The sequence below is a fragment of the Rugamonas aquatica genome (genome assembly GCF_009380215.1).
Taxonomy (GTDB): Bacteria; Pseudomonadota; Gammaproteobacteria; order Burkholderiales; family Burkholderiaceae_D; genus Rugamonas; species Rugamonas aquatica_B.
In genome coordinates this window covers 622,524-642,825 of the sequence record NZ_WHUG01000002.1, presented here as the reverse complement: position 1 = coordinate 642,825, position 20,302 = coordinate 622,524, and the positions used below count along the sequence as shown (strand labels likewise).

Sequence of the window (20,302 nt, the reverse complement as noted above, 5' to 3'; positions counted from 1 at the left end):
CTCCACCGGAGTGCTGAAGATGAGCATAGCTGCACCGTCCAACCCCAAGGAAATCACCGTTCGCGGCATTATCCTGGGCATACTGATCACGCTGGTCTTCACGGCGGCTCAGGTCTACCTGGGGCTGAAAGTCGGCCTGACGTTCGCCACCTCGATCCCGGCCGCGGTGATCTCGATGGCGCTGCTCAGCGCCTTCAAGGATGCCACCATCCAGGAAAACAACATCGTCCAGACCATCGCCTCGGCCGCCGGCACGCTGGCGTCGGTGATCTTCGTGCTGCCCGGCCTGCTGATGATAGGCTGGTGGGCCAAGGTGCCGTTCTGGCCGACCTTCGGCGCCTGCGCCATCGGCGGCGTGCTGGGTGTGATGTACACGATGCCGCTGCGCCGCGCGCTGGTGTCGCAGTCCGACCTGCCCTACCCGGAAGGCGTGGCCGCCGCTGAAGTGCTCAAGGTCGGCATGGCCTCGCGCGCCGGCGCCGCCGAAGGCAAGGCCGGCCTGTGGGCCGTGATCTGGGGCAGCGTGGCTTCGGCCGTGTTCGCCGCAGGCGCCGCCGTCAAGCTGATGGCCGGCGAAGTGGCGATCTACTTCCGCACAGGGTTTGGTCCCAGCGCCGGCGCGACCGGCATCGGCGCCTCCAGCTCGCTGGCCCTGATCGGCGCCGGCCACCTGATGGGCATCACGGTCGGCATCGCCATGCTGGCCGGCCTGGTCATCGCCTGGGGCATCATGGTGCCGCTGATGACGTCGCTGAGCCCGGCCGCCGCCGGCGTCGACGCCTCCGCCCACGCGCTGGGCATCTGGTCCAAGGAAGTGCGCATGATGGGCGCCGGCGTGATCGGCATGGCCGCGATCATCACGCTGGCCGGCCTGGCCAAGCCTATCTTCGGCGGCCTGAAGTCGGCGATGGAATCGGCCCGCAAGGCCAAACTCAATGGCGGCGTGCTGGACCGCACCGAGCAGGATTTGCCGATCTTCGTGGTCGGCCTGGTCACGCTGCTGTCGATGGTGCCGGCCGGCTGGCTGCTGTCGAGCTTCCTGCAAGGCGGCCCGCTGGGCTCGCTGGCCGTCCCGCTGGTGGTGGTCGGCATCGGCTACATCCTGGTGGCCGGCATCTTCGCCGCCGCCGTCTGCGGCTACATGGCCGGCCTGATCGGCTCGTCGAATTCGCCGGTGTCCGGCATCGCCATCCTGACCATTCTCGGCGCCGCTCTGAGCGTGGGCATGGTCGGCCGCAGCATCATGGGCCCGGAAGTGGCGCAGGCGCTGATCGCCTATGCGCTGTTCGTCACCACCGTGGTGCTGGCCGTGGCCGTGATCGGCAACGACAATCTGCAAGACTTGAAAACCGGCCAGCTGGTCGACGCAACGCCGTGGAAACAGCAGGTCGGCCTGCTGATCGGCGTGGTCGCCGGTTCCTGCGTGGTGCCGCCGGTGCTGGAGCTGCTCAATCACGCCAACGGCTTCGTCGGCGCGCCCAACCTCAACTCGATCTCGGACCAGCCGCTGGCCGCGCCGCAGGCGCTGCTGATCTCGACCCTGGCCAAGGGCGTCATCGGCGGCCAGCTGCGCTGGGATCTGCTGGGCTACGGCGCGATCGTCGGCCTGGTGCTGGTGCTGATCAACTTCGCGCTGAAGAAGTCCAGCAACAATAAGTACAGCCTGCCGCCGCTGGGCGTGGGCCTGGCGATCTACCTGCCGAGCGCGGTGATCACGCCGGTGTGCATCGGCGCCGTGGCCGGCTACCTGTTCGACCGCGCCATGGAGCACAAGGTCGGCGGCGACACCGCCAAGCGCCTGGGCGTGCTGGTGATGTCGGGCTTCATCGTCGGCGAGAGCTTGTTCAACGTCGCGCTGGCCGGCCTGATCGTCGTCTCCGGCAAGGGCGAGCCGCTGGCCATCGCCAACTCGCTGAGCGAGGCGCAGACCATGGTGGTGGCGCTGATCTTCGGCATCGCCATGGTGTGGGGCTTGTACCGCTGGTCGGCCAAGAGCGGCCGCAGCGTCGCCGCCTGATAGACAAAAACGCAATAGGCCTCTATGATGCGAAAAATGCAACCATAGAGGCCCATATGCCCCCTTCCCCGCTGTCCCGTTTCCTTCCATTGCTGCTGGCCGCCCTGCTGCCCTGCACCGCCACCGCCGTCCCCGATGCGGCGGCTTTCTTCCAGACGCCCCACATAGACCATGTCGAACTGTCGCCCAAGGGCGGCTACGTCGCCGTGCTCACGGCGCTGCCCGGCGGCACTGCCGGCCTGGTGGTCTACGAGACCGCCGACCCCAGCAAGTTCAGCATCGTCATCAAGACCTCGGTCAACGAAAACATCACCTCCGTCCACTGGGTCAACGAGCAGCGCATCGGCTTCACCGTCAAGAACCTGCGCAAGGAATTCGAGGGCAACCTGGACGAGATGGCCGCGGATCGCGACGGCAGCAACCTGATCCACCTGATCTCCGGCAGCTGGCAGCACCATCAGGAAGTGACCGGCAGCTTCATCAAAAGCCGCAGGCTGTCGGCGGACTACGCCTACTACGGCGCCACCCACGACGGCTCGGACGATATCCTGGTCGAGCACTACGTCTGGAACGGCGTCGACAAGACGCCCGACCACTCGCGGCTGCAGCGGCTCAATACCCGCAACTATCAGCTGAGCAGCACCTTCGAAGGCAAGCAGCCGGATGCGGTGCGCGGCTGGCTGACCGACGCCCGCGACGTGCCGCGCGTGGCGACTTCGGTGCGGCAGGGGCGCTGCATCATCTCCTACCGCAAGGACAGCGACACCAGCTGGGCCGAGCTGTCCAACAACAACTGCCTGCAGGACGAACGCTTCGCGCCGCTGTTCCTCGATGGCGACGAAACCCTGTACGTGCAGGCCAGCCACAAGGGCTACGGCGCGCTGTTCCGCTACGACCTGAGAAAAATGAAGCTGGCCAGCCAGCCCTTCATCGCGGTGCCGGGCTTTGATTTCTCCGGCTCGCCGGAGATCGACGGGCCGAGCGGCAAGCTGCTGGGCATCCACATGCAGACCGACGCCGGCACCACCTACTGGCTCGATCCCGTGCTCAAGGCCGACCAGGCCAGGATCGACGCCGCCTTGCCGGCCACCACCAACACCATCCACTGCCCGCAAAGCTGCCTGAGCTCGCCGGTGCTGCTGGTGGTCTCGTCGTCGGACCGCCAGCCGGACCAGTACATCCTGTACACCCGCGCCAGCGGCAAGCTGGCGGGGCTGGGCAGCCAGCATCCCGACATCGATCCGCAGCAGATGGGCATGCGCGACCTGCACCGCTACAAGGCGCGCGACGGCCGCGAGATCCCCGCCTACGTCACCCTGCCGCCCGGCAAGGCCGACGGCCCGCGGCCGGCCATCGTGCTGACGCACGGCGGCCCCTATGTGCGGGGCGGCTACTGGGACTGGGACGCCGAGGCGCAATTCCTGGCCTCGCGCGGCTACGTGGTGATCCAGCCCGACTATCGCGGCAGCACCGGCTACGGCTACGACCACTTCAAGGCCGGCTGGAAGCAATGGGGCGCCAGCATGCAGGACGACCTGGCCGACGCGGCCTTGTGGGCGACCAAACAGGGCTGGGCCGATCCCAAGCGCATCGCCATCATGGGCGCCAGCTACGGCGGCTACGCCACGCTGATGGGGCTGATCAAGCATCCCGAAATCTACCGCTGCGGCGTCGAATGGGCCGGCGTGACCGACATCAATCTGATGTTCACCTCGTCGCAATCGGACGTGTCGGAGGAAAGCCTGAACTACAGCATGCGCACGCTGGTCGGCGACCCGCAGCAGGATGCGGCGCTGTTCCGCACCAACTCGCCGCTGCTGCGCGCGGCGGAACTCAAGCAGCCGCTGCTGATGGCGCACGGCCTGGAAGACCGTCGCGTACCGCTGGAGCACGCCGACCGCTTCCGCAGCGCGGTCAAGCAGCACAACGACAACGTCAGCTACATCGTCTACAACAACGAAGGCCACGGCTGGCGCCACGAGGACAATCGCATCGACTTCTGGAAAAAGACCGAGGCCTTCCTGGAGCGCAACCTGCGGCAGGCCAAGTAAGGCGGGCGCCCGGGGCCGGGCGCTGTGACAATTAGCGATAATTTAACATTGGAATTTCAATATCATGTCGGGACTGCCTTCTTCCACCGTCCCGAGGAAATCCATGAAAAAATCCGTTTTATGGTTGCACGTGCTGGCCGCGCTGGCCTGGTCGTCCCCCGCCCTAGCCCAGCAGCAGATCCCCGACTTCACGGCGAACAACGCCAACGCTTCCGACCCCGGCACCCTGGGGCCGCCCGCGCCCTCCTACGGCTACCCCGGCGCGCCCGACATCTATTCCGACGAGAGCAATATGCGCTTCCGCAAGGGCCTGCCGTCGTACCAGGCCGAGCTGACCACCGTGCCGACCTTCCAGTCGATCGGCATTTATTGGGCGCCGCCCGGCGCCGGCGTCGACCGCCGCTCCCGCGTCAAATACCGCAAGCACGGCGATGCGCTGTGGAAGAACGGCCTGCCGCTGTGGTTCGATCCGCGCAACAAGGAGTATCGCGGCAGCCTGGTGATGCTGGACGCCGGCACCAGCTACGACATCGAACTGTCGCTGGCCGACCAGCCTGACCTGACCGCCGCCACCACCCAGACCACCTGGAGCGAACAGTTCCCGGTCGGCCGCACCATCACGCTGGCGCCGGGCGTGCAGAAGCTGCCGGGCGAAAGCACCTCCCGTCCCTACCAGGTCAACGTGTCGGGCACGCCGGACGCCTACGTGCGCTATGTATCGGCGCCGTTCGACGCCGACCCCAGCCAGCGCAGCACCATCGACATGGGCGCGGCGGACGCGCATCTGACGTCCGGCAACAGCTGCGTCGTAATCAACGCTTCCTACGTCATCGTCAGCAAGCTGCAGTTGAAGAACTGCCAGCGCCAGGGCATCGCCATCATGGCCCCCTCGCACGATGTCATCATCGAGGACAACGACATCAGCGGTTTCGGCTCGGCGCCGGTCACCACCGAAAGCCCGGCGACCGCCGGCAATGTGCCGACCAACAAGATCGTTCCCGGCAACTACATGGAGGCGGGCATCTATTGCGAGAATTCGAGGAGCGATCCCGACAAGCGCGTGCAGCGCGTCGTCATCCAGCGCAACCGCATACATGATCCGCGCTACGGCTCCATCCACTGGGGCTATGACCATCCCAACTCGGCGCAGGCTGTCACGTTCAGCCATTGCGGCAGCAACCACGTGATCCGCTACAACACGGTCTCCGCCACGCCCGGCCACTACTTCGGCGACGGCATCGGCGGCGGCTCCAACTTCTCGTTCGAAGGTTTCCCGAACGCCGACTCCGACATCTACGGCAACGACATCTCCGGCGTCTACGACGACGCCATCGAATCGGAAGGCGCCAACCGCAACGTGCGCATCTGGGGCAACTACCTGCACCACGTGGTCAGCGGCGTCGGGCTGGCCACGGTGTCGCAGGGGCCGGTGTATGCCTTCCGCAATATCCTGGCCGACACGGCGGGCATGACCAATCCCAACGGCGCCATCCAGGATGACGAGGGCCACGGCGTATTCTTCAAGCTGGGCAGCCTGGAACCCATCGTCAACGGTGGACGGGCCTACTTCTTCCACAACACCAATCTGCAACCGCCGCCGCTGGCCGGCATGCTCTATGGCCTGGGCTCGAACGGATTCATCACCAAGGGCGGCGGCGACACCTGCAACATCGTCAGCCGCAACAACCTGATGACGAGCAGCAAAATCTGGCAAAGCGCCGTGAGGGTGAATGAAGTGTGCGGCAAGAACGACATCGACTACGATGCCTATCGCGGCGGCATTTCGTTCGACGGCACGACTTCCACCTCGGAGGCGCATCCGGCGCCCGGCAGCGGCAAGACCAACAGCGCCAAAGCCATCGTGTTCAACGCCGGCAGCCTGGTCTGGCCGACCATCGCCCTGGTCGAATACGGCGACTATCCCGCCGCGCAATACAAGACGGGCAAGGTCTTCCTGACCACCCAGGCGCCCGCCAACGCCGGCAACTACCAGCTGCAAGCGGGATCGCTGGGCTATGGCGACGGCGTCTACCTGCCCAACTTCAACGAGCCGGCTGCGGGCACGCGTACCGACACCGGCATCGACGCCGGCGCACACCAGCGCAACGCGCCGCCGATGGAATTCGGCGTCGACGCTTACCGCCCAAGACCGTAGAGGCCGCCGCAGTCGATTCATGCCGCCAGTATAGGCAGCGGGTGCGAAATTCGGCCCGTGCGGCATTCGTGCTCGTTTGGATGTCTCGTTCTGTCTCGTTTTGACTCGTTTTGTCTTTGTGCCATGCACAAAACCGAATGAGACAGAACGAGACAAAACGAGACAGAATGCGCAAGGCAAACGAGTACAAATGCCGCAAGGCCCGGTGCACGCCCACCCGCCGCGCACTCCGGTACGCTCACGCCGCAATACTTGCTAATCTAAGACTTGCTGCGGCACCGTCGCCGGCACCCCATGCAAGTTCTAAAGGTCGGCCAGCGCCCTCACATGCGCCACTACGCTGCGGCCCAGCGCCGACAGGTTGTAGCCGCCTTCGAGGCAGCTGACGATGCGGCCCTTGGCGTACAGCCGGGCCACCTCCATCACCTGCTGCGTCATCCACGCGTAGTCCGCCTCGACTAGTCCCATGCCGCCGACATCGTCCTCGCGGTGGGCGTCGAAGCCGGCCGAGATGAAGATCATCTCCGGCTTGAAGGCGTGCAGCGCCGGCAGCCATTGCTCCAGCACGATCTGGCGCACCGCGTCGCCGCGCGTGTGGGCCGGCACCGGCACGTTGACCATGTTGGCGCTGATCGGCTCCGGCTCGGTGTACGGATAAAACGGATGCTGGTAGAAGCTGACCATCAGCGCGCGCGGCTCGTTGAGCAGCGCCTCCTCGGTGCCGTTGCCGTGATGGACATCGAAGTCCACCACCGCCACCCGCGCCAGCCCGCGCGCATCGAGCGCGTGCTTGGCCGCCACCGCGACGTTGTTGAACAGGCAGAAGCCCATCGGCTCGATCGGCCGCGCATGGTGGCCGGGCGGACGCACCGAGCAGAAGGCGTTGTCGATCTCGCCGTCGATGACGGCGTCGGTCGCGGCCACGGCGGCGCCGGCGGCGCGCTGGGCGGCGCGCCAGCTGTAGTGGTTGAGCGAGGTGTCGCCGTCGATCGGATAGCACTCGCCCGGCTCGGGCACGTTGTCGCGCACGATGGCGATGGCGTTCTTGCTGTGGTTGCGTTCGAGATCGGCAAGCGCCACCAGCGGCGCCTCGCGGTGCTCCAGCAGGTCGCTGATGTGCGATCCGATCAGCTGGTCGGCAATCGCTTGCAGGCGCGCGGGGGATTCGGGGTGCCAGTCGCCCATGTCGTGGCGGGCGCAATCGGGGTGGCTGTATATGGCTGTAGTCATGTGACGGGTATCTGCTGCTGTAGGCGCTAATCTACCATAGATAGCGGCGCCGCCGGCTCGCCGCCCCTGCGGGGATAGACAAAAAAACAATTGCCGCATATCATTGCTGATTACTTAACAATGAAAGTCATGCATGGCAGGTTCTCCCCTCTTCCGCTCGCTCGCACTGGCCGGCGCAGCACTCCTGAGCCACGGCGCCCATGCCGCCGACGCCGCGCCACCGCCGGTCGCCAGCTTCTTCGCCGCGCCGCAGCTCAGCCAGGCGACGCTGTCGCCCAAGGGCGGCTATGTCGCCCTCACCACCATGCTGCCCGACGGCATACAGGCGCTGGTCGTGCGCGACAGCACCAACCTGTCCAAGGTGACGCTGCTGGCGCGCTCCGACGCTGACCGCGCCCTCATCACCAGCGTCCACTGGATCAATGAAAACCGCGTCGGCTTCACGGTCAAGAACCTGGACAAGGAGTTCGAGGGCAACCTCGACGAGTTCGCCATCGACCGCAACGGCGAGAACCGCGTACACCTGATCTCCGGCAACTGGAAGCACCAGCAAAAGCAGCTCGGCACCAATATGGTCAACCGCACGCTGACCGCCGCCTACAGCTTTCATGGCGTGACCCACGACGGCTCGGACGACATCCTGGTCGAGAAGAGCACCTGGAACAACATCGACCGCGCGCCCGAGCAAACCCGCCTGATGCGCCTGAACACCCGCACCCAGGCGCTGCGCAGCGCCTTCGACGGCAACCAGCCGGAAGCGGTCAAGTCCTGGCTCACCGACAGCAACGACGTGCCGCGCGTCGTCACCGCGCAGGTCAAGGGCCGCTGCATCACCTCGCACCGCTATCCCGACGACACCAGCTGGAGCGAGATCGGCAACAGCGCCTGCTACCAGGACCAGCGCTTCACCCCGCTGTTCTTCGACGGCACCGATACGCTGTACGTCTACGCCCACTACAAGGACAACGGCGCGCTGTTCCGCTACAACCTGAAGACGATGAAGATGGACGCGGAACCCTTCGTCGAAACGCCCGGCTACGACTTCATCGGCAGCGCCGAGATCGACCGCGTCAGCCGCAAGCTGCTGGGCCTGCATGTGTACACCGACGCCGGCACCACCGTCTGGCTGGACCCGGTGCTAAAGGCCGAACAGGCCAAGATCGACGCCGCGCTGCCCAACACCATCAACACCGTGCGCTGCGCGCAGGACTGCGCCGCCAGCCCGGTGCTGCTGGTCACCGCGAACTCCGACCGCCAGCCGCGGCGCTTCCTGCTGTACACCCGCGCCAGCGGCGCCATCACCGGCCTGGGCGGCGTGCACCCCGACATCCAGCCGGCGCAGATGGGCGCGCGCAGCTTCCACCGCTACACGGCGCGCGACGGCCGTTCGATTCCCGCCTACGTGACGCTGCCGCCCGGTAAGCCGAGCGGCCCGCAACCGGCCGTGGTGCTGGTGCACGGCGGCCCGATGGCGCGCGGCAGTTCGTGGGAATGGGAAGCCGAAGCGGCCTTCCTGGCCACGCGCGGCTACGTCGTGATCCAGCCGGAATTCCGCGGCGGCACCGGCTTCGGCGCGGAGCACTTCCAGGCCGGCTGGAAGCAATGGGGCGGCACCATGCAGGACGACCTGGCCGACGCCGCGCGCTGGGCCGCCAGGCAGGGCTGGGCCGATCCCAAGCGCGTCGCCATCATGGGCGCCAGCTACGGCGGCTACGCCACGCTGATGGGCCTGATCAAGGATCCGGCCGTGTTCCGCTGCGGCGTCGAATGGGCCGGCGTCACCGACATCAAGCTGCGCTTCACGTCCACCGAGTCGGACGCGTCGCGCGAGACCCTGGGCTACAGCCTGCGCCTGCTGGTCGGCGATCCCGACAACCCGGCCGACGCCGCGATGATGGACCGCAATTCGCCGCTGCTGCGCGCGGCCGAGCTCAAGCAACCGCTGCTGATGGCGCATGGCTTGAAGGACCTCCGCGTGCCGATCGAACACGCGCAGAAATTCAGCGCCGCCGTCAAGGCCGGCAACCCCAACGTGACCTCCATCATCTACGACAATGAAGGCCACGGCTGGCGCCACCCGGAAAACAGCATCGCCTTCTGGACCCAGGTCGAGACCTTCCTCGACCGCAACCTGAAACAGGCGCAGTAAGCCGCAACACCCGCATGGTATCGCCTGGGCAGTTTCTCGCATAGAATCTGTACAGCGCACAACTCCCATCGATACCATGTACACAAAATTGCATGCCGTGGCCCGGCAGGTCGGCGACATCATCGTCGGCAAGGAGCTGCAGATCCGCCAGGCGCTGACCTGCTTGCTGGCCGGCGGCCACCTGCTGGTCGAGGACGTGCCGGGCGTGGGCAAGACCACGCTGGCGCATGCGCTGGCGATCTCGCTGGGGCTGCGCTTCAACCGCATCCAGTTCACCAGCGACCTGCTGCCGGCCGACGTCAACGGCATCTCCATCTACGAGCGCGAACAGAACGGCTTCGTGTTCCACCCCGGCCCCATCTTCACGCAAGTGCTGCTGGCCGACGAGATCAACCGCGCCACGCCCAAGACCCAGTCCGGCCTGCTCGAAGCGATGGAAGAGCGCCAGGTCAGCGCCGACGGCGTCACGCGTCCGCTGCCGGAACCGTTCTTCGTCATCGCCACGCAAAACCCCACCCACCAGATCGGCACCTTCCCGCTGCCGGAATCGCAGCTGGACCGCTTCCTGATGTGCCTGTCGCTGGGCTATCCCGACGCCGCCGCCGAACGCGCGCTGCTGATGGGCGAAGACCGCCGCGTGCTGCTCAAGGCGCTGACGCCGGCCATGGTGCCGGCCGAACTGGCCGAGGCGCAGCAGGCGCTCAAGCGCATCCACGCCGCGCCGGCGCTGATCGACTACGTGCAGGCGCTGGCCGCCGCCTCGCGCCAGAACGGCCTGTTCGCCGAGGGCATGAGCCCGCGCGCCGCCATCGCGCTGCTGCAGGCCGCGCGCGCCTGGGCCGCGCTGGAGGGCCGCGACCACGTGCTGCCGGAAGACGTGCAGGCGGTGCTGGTGCCGGTGTGCGCGCACCGGCTGCGGCCGCTGAAGGCGGCGCACGGCGTCGCGCTGGCCAGCCGCGACCTGGTGCTGCAACTGCAAACATCGGTGCCCGTCTAGGCTGCCATGGCCGGCCCGCCGCCCCCGCAGCCTTCGCAGTCTCCGCCATCCCCGCTGCACGGCCTGTACCGGCGCGCCCGCGACCAGTGGCTGTTCCAGCTCGGCCCCAGCGAGGCGGGCGTGGTCACGCTGACCATGCGCCGCGTGTTCATCGTGCCGACCCGGCCCGGCCTGGCCTTCGCCGGCCTGCTGCTGTTGATGCTGATCGGCGCCCTCAACTACAACCTCGGCCTCGGCTTCGCGCTGACCTTCTTTGCCGGCGCCTGCGCCGTGGCCGATATGTACCAGACCGCCAGCAACCTGGCCCGCCTTGAATTGACGCCGGGCCGCGCCGCGCCGGTGTTCGCAGGCGAAGAGGCGCAGTTCGAACTGCATCTGCACAACCGCGGCAAGCTGGCGCGCTACGCCGTCTGGCTGGGCTTCCAGGCCGACGGCGAGCCGCGCCAGGTCACGGACGTCGCGGCCGGCGGCGTCAGCACGGTGCGGCTGTCGGCCGCCACGTCCGCGCGCGGCTGGCTGGACGCGCCGCGCATCCGCCTCGTCACGCGCTTCCCGCTCGGCCTGTTCCGCGCGTGGAGCTACTGGCGGCCCGCGCTCAAGGTGCTGGTCTATCCCGCGCCCGAACTGCCGGCGCAGCCGCTGCCGTCGAGCGGCGCCGCCAGCGAGGACGGCCACGGCACCGTGGGGCTGGACAATTTCGCCGGCATCCGCAGCTACCATCCGGGCGACCCGATGCGCCACCTGGCCTGGCGCCAGATCGCCCGCCACGATCCGGCGCTGGGCGGGCAGCTGGTGACCAAGCATTTCGACGGCGGCGCCGTGGCCGAGCTGTGCCTCGACTTCGCCGCGCTGCCGGTGCAGCTGGAGCTGGAACTGAAGCTGTCGCGCATGACGCGCTGGGTGCTGGAGGCCGAGCAGCGCGCCCTGCCCTACACCTTCCGTCTGGCGCAGCATGAATACGGCCCGGCGCTGGGCGACGCCCACCAGGCCGCCTGCCTGCGCGCGCTGGCGCTGTTCGGCGTGGAGGGCAGCGCATGAGCGCCGTGCGCCCGCCACCGCCGCCGTCCTCGCAGCTCTCCTCGCCGCCTTCGTCCGCCGGCCAGCGCGCGCGCCTGGCGCTGCGCCTGACGCGCGACAAGTCCGACACCCTGCTGCTGCTGGCCGCCGCCCTGATGGTGCTGGCGCCGCACTTCGAGCACCTGCCGCTGTGGATCAGCGCCGTGGTGTGCGGCACGCTGCTGTGGCGCGCCGCCATCACCTGGCGCGGCAAGCGCATGCCCTCGCTGTGGCTGCTGCTGCCGGTCTCGGTCGCCGCCATGGCCGGCGTCTACCGCAGCTTCCACACACTGCTGGGCCGCGACGCCGGCGTCGCCATGCTGGCGCTGCTGCTGGCCTTCAAGCTGCTGGAGATGCGCGCCAAACGCGACCTGTTCGTCGTCATCTTCCTCAGCTTCTTCGTGCTGCTGACGAATTTCTTCTACTCGCAAAGCATGCCCACCGCGCTGTGGATGGGCGCCACGCTGATCGTGCTGCTGACGGCCCAGCAATCGTTCCAGTACACCGGCGCCGTGCCGCCGCTGGCGCGCCGCCTGCGCACCGCCGCCACCACCGCGCTGCTGGCGGCGCCGCTGGCGATCCTGATGTTTGTTGGCTTCCCGCGCATCCAGGGCCCGCTGTGGGGCCTGCCCGGCGACGCCCACAGCGGCCACACCGGCATCTCCGACAGCATGGCGCCCGGCACCCTGTCGTCGCTGGCGCAGTCCGACGCCGTGGCCTTCCGCGTGCGCTTCTTCGGGCCCATGCCGGCCCAGAGCCAGCTGTACTGGCGCAGCATCGTGCTGGGCGACTACGACGGCCGCACCTGGACCCGCGTGCCGCGCCGGCGCGGCCTGCAGCGGCTGGACATCAGCGTCGCCACGCGCGGCCAGCCGCTGCGCCACGAGATCACGATGGAGCCCACCAACAGCCTCTGGCTGGCCGCGCTGGAACTGAGCGGGCCGACGCTGTCCCTGCCCGGCCACCGCGTGCGCGACTCCGACGAACTGGAGTTCTTCACCAGCGATCCCGTCACCCAGCGCGTGCGCTACGAAGCCAGCGCCTGGACCGACTTCCGCGTGCAAGCCGACGAACAGCCGCAACGCATGGCGCGCTGGACCGAGCTGCCGGCCGGCTTCAACCCGCGCACGCTGGCGCTGGCAAAAGCGCTGCACGCGCCCGCCGCCTCGCCCGCCGCATTCGCCCCGCCCGACGCGCGCGAAGCCGCCGGCCTGGCGCTGCGCCTGCTGCAACGCTTCCACGACAACGGCTACACCTACACGCTGCAACCGCCATTGCTGGGCCGCGACGCCGTCGACGACTTCCTGTTCGGCAGCAAGGCCGGCTTTTGCGAGCACTACGCCGGCGCCTTCGTCGTGCTGATGCGCGCCATGGGCGTGCCGGCGCGCGTCGTCACCGGCTACCAGGGCGGCGAACTGAACCCGGTGGACGGCTACCTGACCGTGCGCCAGTCCGACGCCCACGCCTGGGCCGAATTCTGGGCGCCCGGCGTCGGCTGGCGCCGCATCGACCCGACCGCCGCCGTCGCCCCCGAACGCATCGCCTACAGCCTGGCGCAGGCGCTGCCGCAAGCCGGCACTTTCGGCCTCGGCCCCCTGTTGAATCTGCAAAACGACCCCAATTCGTGGCTGGGCAAGCTCAGATTCAACTACGCCGCGTTGAATAATGCTTGGAATCAATGGGTCCTGGATTACAATCCAGAGAGGCAGCGGAGTTTCCTTGAAGAACTAAGCTCAGCCTTCGCCAACTGGCGCAGCGCACTCGGTGCGGCGCTGGTGTGCGGCCTGCTGTACCTGCTGTACTGGCGGCGGCAGCGGCGGCCATTGGCGCCGCTGGACGCGCTGTACCAGGCCTTCTGCCGGCAGCAGGCGCGCCGGGGTTGCGCGCGCCGCCCGGACGAAGGCCCGTCCAGCTACGCCGCCCGCCTGCGCACCGTGCAGGCCAGCCCGGACCAGCTGGCCGCGATGGAGAAATTTTTAACACTGTACGGCGCGCTGAAGTACGGCGCCGCCGGTTCCGAACCACGCTCGGCGTCGCTGACGACGCTGAAAACATTGCTACGCATATGCCGATGAAGACTTTGATGACCGCCCTGCTGCTGGGCACCGCCACCTTGAGCCAGGCCGCCCCGGTCGACCCCTACGGCTACAAGCTGCCGCCCAGCATGCAGCCGAAGAAAAAAGCCGCAACCGCAGCCAAGAAAAAAGGCCCGCCGCCGGTCGACTACGTCGGCGAGTTCGTCAACTTCGGCGACTGGAAGGAAGTGCGCAGCTTCCTCGACGAAGTCGCCACCCGCGACGGCTTCGAGCGCGCCGAACTGAACACGCTGATGAACCAGGTGCGCTACGTCGATTCGGCGGTGCAACTGGTCAAGCCCGCGCCGCCGGGCAAGCCGAAGAACTGGCAAGCCTACAGCCGCCTGATCGTCGATCCGGTACGCATCGACAACGGCGTCAAGTTCTGGAACGAGAACCGCGACGCGCTGGAACGGGCCGAGGCGCTGTATGGCATTCCGGCGGAAATCCTGGTCGGCATCATCGGCGTGGAAACCGTGTACGGCCGCAACACCGGCCGCTTCCGCGTGATCGACGCGCTGACCACGCTGGCCTTCTCCTACCCGGAAGCGCCGCAGCGCACCGAGCGCATGGCCTTCTTCCGCGGCGAGCTGGAGGCGGCGCTGCTGTTCGCGCGCCAGAACGGCATCGATCCGCTGTCGCTGCGCGGTTCCTTTGCCGGCGCCATCGGCATGCCGCAGTTCATGCCCAGCAGCGTGATGAAATACGCGGTCGACTTCGACGGCAGCGGCAAGATCGACCTGCTCAACTCCAGCGGCGACGCCATCGGCAGCGTGGCGGCCTTCCTGGCCGCGCACGGCTGGCAGCGCGACCTCGGCGGCCCGCTGGTGTACGCGGCCGCCGTCTCGCCCAACCGCGCGTGGGAAGCCATGATCAACCAGGGCCTGAGCGCCAAGTACCGCGCGCCGGAATTGACGGCGGCCGGCGTCACCACCACCGTGCCGGTGCCGGAACAGCAGAACTACGGTCTGGTGGATTTGCAGAACGGCGCCGAGCCCACCGAGTACTGGCTGGCCAATAATAATTTCTTCGCGATCACGCAATACAACCGCAGCTATTTCTATGCGATGTCGGTGGTGGAGTTGGGGCGCGCGGTGCGCCTGGCGCGCGGAGGTTTGTAAGGAAGCGTAAAGTGCCTTGCTCCACAGACTTGCCGACTGTATTGTTTAGTTGACACTTGGCAAGTATTTGTACAAACTTGCGGTATCTGTGGTGCAAACATAAACTGTTCTACAACAAAATTAACTTAAAATTAACTTTGTGTGTTCATTAAGTGTGTGCACAAGCAGCTTAGCATATCAGTGGGTGTATAATTCTCACACAATGTTGCAACCGGACAACAATACCCCGTGAGCAATGAGGTTTTTTTATTGCTTATGAGTATTACATGGCATGTTGTTGTACAATTGTGTATATATTATGAAACTTGTTATCCCGGAATCCCGTCCGTGTGTGAATTCGTTCCTTGGTAAGGATGAACATTAACGCAGCAAAGCGAGCTCCGAGTGTTGTACTTTGCAGGACAACTTTACAGAAGGAAAAGACGAAATCATGACAAACCAAGTCGGCATAGATATGAACAACGATGCGGATGGCGATGATCTGCTGCAATACAATCCCAACCGCCTGCTCGATACCCTGATCGAGAACCTGCGTCTGAAAAACGATGCAGCCCTGTCGCGCGCGTTGGAAGTCGCACCGCCGGTCATCAGCAAAATCCGCCACCACCGCTTGCCGGTTGGCGCTTCGCTGCTGATCCGCATGCACGAAGTAAGCGACCTGAGCATCCGCGACCTGCGTTACTTGATGGGCGATCGCCGCAACAAGTTCCGCATCAGCGACAAGCAGTTCAAGCCTAAAGAAGGCGAACCAGGCGGCCAAGGCTGATACTAGCCGTCGTCCTGCAGCGACTCCCTCCCCCCTTACCCAGGGGCGAGGGATGCAATACCTTACGCCGGGAATACCCCGGTCGATAAGTAGCGGTCGCCGCGATCGCAAACGATGAACACGATGGTTGCGTTCTCCACCGTTTGCGCAATGCGCAGCGCGATCTCGCAGGCGCCCGCCGCCGAAATACCACAGAAGATGCCTTCCTCGGCAGCCATGCGGCGCGCCATGCGTTCGGCCGCGGCCTGCGACACCGACTCCACCTGATCCACCCGCGCGCGCTCGTATATCTTCGGCAGATACGCTTCCGGCCATTTGCGGATGCCGGGTATCGACGAACCCTCTTCCGGCTCGGCGCCGATGATCTGCACGCCCGGATTCTGTTCCTTCAAATACCGCGACACGCCCATGATGGTGCCGGTGGTGCCCATGGCGCTGACGAAGTGCGTCACGCGGCCTTCGGTGTCGCGCCAGATCTCCGGGCCCGTGCCCTCGTAGTGCGCGCGGGCGTTGTCGAAGTTGCCGAACTGGTCGAGGATGATGCCCTTGCCATCCTTCTGCAATTGCTCGGCCATGTCGCGCGCGTATTCCATGCCGCCGGTCTTGGGCGTGAGCATGATCTGCGCGCCGTAGGCGGCCATGCTCTGGCGGCGCTCCACACTCAGGTTCTCCGGCATCAGCAACAGCATCTTGTAGCCGCGCAGCGCGGCCGCCATCGCCAGCGCGATGCCGGTGTTGCCGCTGGTGGCTTCGATCAGCGTATCGCCCGGCTTGATGTCGCCGCGTTCCTCGGCGCGCTTGAGCATGGACATGGCGGCGCGGTCCTTGACAGAACCGGCCGGATTATTGCCTTCGAGCTTGCCGAGTATGACGTTGTTACGGGCCAGCGCCTCGGCGCCGGGCAAGCGCGTCAGCTGCACCAGCGGCGTGTTGCCTATCGTATCTTCCAGAGTCTTGTAAGCCATCGTGTTCTATCTTCAGTTATTTCGCCAAAACATGCATTTTAATCCGAGTTGGGATCCCGCGTACGGGAGATGCCCGGGCGAAGTGCTTGGACTGCGCGCCGCCATGGGATAGACTTGCAACATTTCCATCCCCTCCTACATTTTCCGGAATCGTCATGGCTACAACCCCTATGGAACTGCTCCCCGAAGACACGCCGGACGAGCCGACTCCGCTGCCCAACACCAGTCTGGAGAACCGCAACCACCAGCTGTTCCCCGTGCTGAGCGAGATCGACATCAAGCACATGCGCCGCTTCGGCCACGTGCGTCATTTCCAGGACGGCGACATGATCTTCGAAGCCGGCAAGACCAGCTTCGGCCTGATGCTGGTGCTGCAGGGCGGCATAGAAGTCAGCCGCTATGACGGCCTGGGCAACACCTCCCACATCACCACCCACACGCAGGGACAATTCAGCGGCGAAGTGGCGCAGCTGTCGGGCCGTCCTTCGCTGGGCAACGGCAAGGCGGTGGGCGCGGTGGAAGTGCTGGTGGTGCCGTCCGAATCGCTGCGCGCGCTGCTGGTCGCGCACGCCGAGCTGGGCGAGCGCATCGTGCGCGCGCTGATCCTGCGCCGCGTCGGCCTGATCGAAACCAATTCCGGCGGCCCGGTGATCGTCGGCCCGCGCGGCCACGGCCGCATCCACACGCTGCAAAGCTTCCTGTCGGCCAACGGCCATCCGTACAGCGTGCTCGATCCCGAGCTGGACCAGCAAGCCGCCGACCTGATGGCGCACTACCAGCCGAAACCGGAAGAACTGCCGCTGGTGGTCTGCCCGGACGGCGTGGTGAAAAAGAATCCGACCGTGGTCGACATCGGCCGCTGCCTCGGCATGCTGCCCGAGATCGACGGCGAAAAAATCTGGGACGTGATCGTGGTCGGCGCCGGCCCCGCCGGCCTGGCGACGGCGGTGTACGCCGCGTCGGAAGGCTTGTCGGTGCTGGCGCTGGAAACGCGCGCCTACGGCGGCCAGGCCGCCGCCAGCGCGCGCATCGAGAACTACCTGGGCTTCCCCACCGGCGTCTCCGGCCGCGCGCTGGCGGGCCGCGCTTACGTGCAGGCGCAGAAGTTCGGCGTCGAAGTGGCCATTCCCGCGCCGGCCGGCCGCCTGATCTGCGACACCTATCCGCTGCAAGTGGAAATGTGCGGCAGCCTGCAGCGGCTGAAGGCGCGCACCGTCGTGCTGTCGTGCGGCGCGCGCTACCGCCGTCCATCGCTGGCCAACCTGCGCCAGTTCGAAGGCAAGGGCGTGTACTACTGGGCCTCGCCCATCGAGGCCAAACTGTGCAAGACCGAAGAGATCGTGCTGGTCGGCGGCGGCAACTCGGCCGGCCAGGCGGCGGTGTTCCTGTCGGGCCACGCGGCCAAGGTGCATATGCTGATCCGCAAGGACAGCCTGGCGTCGACCATGTCGAGCTATCTGATCGAACGCATCGAAGCCACGCCCAACATCGAACTGCACACGCAGACCGAGATCGTCGCGCTGGAAGGCGATGACGACGGCTTGAAGCAGGTGCGCATCCGCGGCATGAAGAGCGGCGAGGAATGCGACTACGACGTCTGCCGCGTATTCCTGTTCATCGGCGCCGATCCGAACACGGACTGGCTGAGCGACTGCGGCGTGGACGTCGACGCCAACGGCTTTATCCGCACCGGTTTCGACGTCACCAAGTCGCAGTGCAAGGCCAACTTCCGCGACGGCGTGTACCCGCGCGACCTGCCATCGCGCGCCGCGCTGGAGACCAGCGTGCCGGGCGTGTTCGCCATCGGCGACGTGCGCGCCAGCTCGACCAAACGGGTCGCGGCGGCGGTCGGCGAAGGCGCGGCGGTGGTGTCGCAGATCCACGCCTTCCTGGCCAACCTGCCTGCCGACAAGGTGTTCAGCTAAGCAGCTTACGCGGCGGCGCCGGCGCGAATGCCGGCCGCCGCTGCGAAGAATGCCCCGCCTCGCCCTTGAGGTGGAACACCTTGACGGACTGCGCCAGCGCCTGCGCCTGCTCCTGCAGGCTTTCCGCCGCGGCGGCGGCCTGCTCCACCAGCGCGGCGTTCTGCTGCGTGATGTCATCCATCTGCGTCACCGCGCGATTGACCTCGCCGATGCCCGTGCTTTGCTCCTGGCTGGCAACCGTGATCTGCGCCATGATGTCGGCCACCTTTTGCACCGAGGCCACCAGCAGCGTCATGGTGCGGCCGGCGTCGTCCACCAGCTTGCTGCCGGCATCGACCGTCTCCACCGAAGCGCCGATCAGCTCCTTGATTTCCTTGGCCGCCGCCGCGCTGCGCTGCGCCAGGTTGCGCACCTCCGACGCCACCACCGCAAAGCCGCGCCCCTGCTCGCCGGCGCGCGCCGCTTCCACGGCGGCGTTGAGCGCCAGGATATTGGTCTGGAAAGCGATGCCATCGATCACGCCGATGATGTCGACGATGCGGCTGGAACTGGCCTTGATCGAACCCATCGTATCGACCACCTGCGCCACCATCGCCCCGCCCTGCACCGCCACGGTCGAGGCCTCGGCCGCGAACTGATTGGCCGAGCGCGCGCTGGCGGCGTTCTGCTCGACGGTGCCGGTCAGCTGCTCCATCGAACTGGCGGTCTGCTCCAGCGAACTGGCTTGCGCCTCGGTGCGCGACGACAGGTCGGCGTTGCCGCGCGCGATCTCGTCGGTGGCCACCATCATCTCGTCGGTGCTGGAGCGGATGCGGCCTATCATGCCGGTCAGGTTGGTGTTGATGGTGTTCATCGCATCCATCAGGTGGCCGACCTCGTCGTCGCGTTCGACACGGATGTCGTGGCTCAGGTCGCCGTCGGCGATATTGCGCGCGGTATCGATCGCGTGGTCGAAGCTGAGTTTGATGTGCCGGTAAATCACGAACAGGCACACCAACGACACGCCGACCAGCAGCGCCAGCAAGGCGATCGCCGTCCAGAACGCCATGCTGGTGCTGTGCTCCGAGCGCGCCACCGCCGCGCCGGTGCGCTGGTCCAGCAGCGCCAGGAATTCGTTCACCGGCTGCATGATCCTGGCTTTGTTCTTGTGATACTGCTCGTCATGCATGATCTTGCGCGCCATCTCGGGATCGGGCGGGCCGGTCTTGGTGAACTTGCCGCTGCCATCGTCGAACAGCCCCTTGACGGCGTTCATGGCGATGACCTCGGTTTTGACCAGCGCATCCGAATTGGCCTGCGCCTCTTTCAGCTTGCCGAATTCCTCGTCGGTGAAGCCGGCTTGACGCATCAGCTCGCTTAGCGCGATCGCTTCGCCGTCGGGAGTCGGCTTGTCGACGCCGGCCGCCACGAAGTCCCAGTAGATGCGCTCGTAATGCTGCGGCCGCGACTTCTTGCCGTTGCGGATATCGAGGATGTCCAGATACTCTTTTTCGTACTTGGGGTCGCCGCTGACGACGTAGGTGCGGGCCAGCCGGGTCAGGTCGTCCGAGCTTTGCCGCAACTCGTCGGCCAGCAGATAGGAGTGGTAGCGCGCTTCATTCGCACGGTTCAGCTCGGCCTCCTTGGTCGAGATGCGGACCAGCGCCCACAAAGTCAGACTGGACAGCGCGAGGCTGACCAGAAAGAACGCGATGAAAATATTCTTGATGGAGAATTTGCTTTTCATGAAGGCCCCCAATGATCGGTTCTCGAATCATTGTAGACCCAAGCGCATCAATCCGGCGCATGGCATGGA

General features: G+C 66.2%; 13 protein-coding genes. 10 read left to right on the top strand and 3 right to left on the bottom strand.

Annotated features, from left to right (window positions below; genetic code table 11):
• Positions 1 to 19 precede the first annotated feature (19 nt).
• The 3 genes from GEV02_RS07150 (at position 20) to GEV02_RS07140 (ending at position 6,223) form a co-directional block, all read left to right on the top strand.
• On the top strand, positions 20 to 2,017 hold the full coding sequence (locus GEV02_RS07150; RefSeq protein ID WP_152837364.1) for an OPT family oligopeptide transporter: 1,998 nt from the start codon (positions 20 to 22) through the stop codon (positions 2,015 to 2,017).
• Positions 2,018 to 2,073: 56 nt separating this feature from the next.
• Positions 2,074 to 4,068, top strand: a complete 1,995-nt coding sequence (locus tag GEV02_RS07145; protein ID WP_152837363.1) for an alpha/beta hydrolase family protein — start codon at positions 2,074 to 2,076, stop codon at positions 4,066 to 4,068.
• Between the two features lie 103 nt (positions 4,069 to 4,171).
• Positions 4,172 to 6,223, top strand: coding sequence for a right-handed parallel beta-helix repeat-containing protein (locus tag GEV02_RS07140; protein WP_152837362.1), 2,052 nt, complete (start codon positions 4,172 to 4,174; stop codon positions 6,221 to 6,223).
• 303 nt (positions 6,224 to 6,526) lie between these two features.
• Here GEV02_RS07140 and GEV02_RS07135 read toward each other — a convergent pair whose 3' ends face one another.
• Positions 6,527 to 7,453 (bottom strand): histone deacetylase family protein, encoded by a 927-nt coding sequence (locus GEV02_RS07135; protein WP_152837361.1) that lies wholly within the window; start codon positions 7,451 to 7,453, stop codon positions 6,527 to 6,529.
• A 133-nt stretch (positions 7,454 to 7,586) separates the two neighbouring features.
• Here GEV02_RS07135 and GEV02_RS07130 point away from each other — a divergent pair, with 133 nt between their 5' ends.
• The 6 genes from GEV02_RS07130 (at position 7,587) to GEV02_RS07105 (ending at position 15,617) form a co-directional block, all read left to right on the top strand.
• The gene (locus tag GEV02_RS07130; protein ID WP_152837360.1) at positions 7,587 to 9,602 is read left to right on the top strand and encodes an alpha/beta hydrolase family protein; all 2,016 of its coding nucleotides are present in this window, start codon (positions 7,587 to 7,589) and stop codon (positions 9,600 to 9,602) included.
• A 76-nt stretch (positions 9,603 to 9,678) separates the two neighbouring features.
• The gene (locus GEV02_RS07125) at positions 9,679 to 10,599 is read left to right on the top strand and encodes an AAA family ATPase (RefSeq protein WP_152837359.1); all 921 of its coding nucleotides are present in this window, start codon (positions 9,679 to 9,681) and stop codon (positions 10,597 to 10,599) included.
• Between the two features lie 6 nt (positions 10,600 to 10,605).
• Entirely contained in the window at positions 10,606 to 11,637 is a 1,032-nt protein-coding gene (locus GEV02_RS07120) for a DUF58 domain-containing protein (protein WP_152837358.1), read from the top strand.
• Positions 11,634 to 13,730, top strand: coding sequence for a transglutaminase TgpA family protein (locus GEV02_RS07115; protein ID WP_152837357.1), 2,097 nt, complete (start codon positions 11,634 to 11,636; stop codon positions 13,728 to 13,730). Before GEV02_RS07120 ends, GEV02_RS07115 begins: the two co-directional genes overlap by 4 nt.
• Positions 13,721 to 14,851, top strand: a complete 1,131-nt coding sequence (mltB, locus tag GEV02_RS07110; RefSeq protein WP_152837356.1) for a lytic murein transglycosylase B — start codon at positions 13,721 to 13,723, stop codon at positions 14,849 to 14,851. Before GEV02_RS07115 ends, mltB begins: the two co-directional genes overlap by 10 nt.
• A 430-nt stretch (positions 14,852 to 15,281) precedes the next feature.
• Positions 15,282 to 15,617: a hypothetical protein gene (locus GEV02_RS07105; RefSeq protein WP_008446241.1), complete on the top strand. Its 336-nt coding sequence runs from the start codon at positions 15,282 to 15,284 to the stop codon at positions 15,615 to 15,617.
• A gap of 62 nt (positions 15,618 to 15,679) precedes the next feature.
• Here GEV02_RS07105 and cysM read toward each other — a convergent pair whose 3' ends face one another.
• Positions 15,680 to 16,582 (bottom strand): cysteine synthase CysM, encoded by a 903-nt coding sequence (gene cysM, locus GEV02_RS07100; protein WP_152837355.1) that lies wholly within the window; start codon positions 16,580 to 16,582, stop codon positions 15,680 to 15,682.
• Positions 16,583 to 16,737: 155 nt separating this feature from the next.
• On the opposite strand from cysM, the gene GEV02_RS07095 reads away from it, so the two are divergent.
• Positions 16,738 to 18,507, top strand: coding sequence for an FAD-dependent oxidoreductase (locus GEV02_RS07095; protein WP_152837354.1), 1,770 nt, complete (start codon positions 16,738 to 16,740; stop codon positions 18,505 to 18,507).
• Here GEV02_RS07095 and GEV02_RS07090 read toward each other — a convergent pair.
• The gene (locus tag GEV02_RS07090) at positions 18,500 to 20,233 is read right to left on the bottom strand and encodes a methyl-accepting chemotaxis protein (protein ID WP_152837353.1); all 1,734 of its coding nucleotides are present in this window, start codon (positions 20,231 to 20,233) and stop codon (positions 18,500 to 18,502) included. The genes GEV02_RS07095 and GEV02_RS07090 overlap by 8 nt on opposite strands.
• Positions 20,234 to 20,302: the final 69 nt, after the last annotated feature.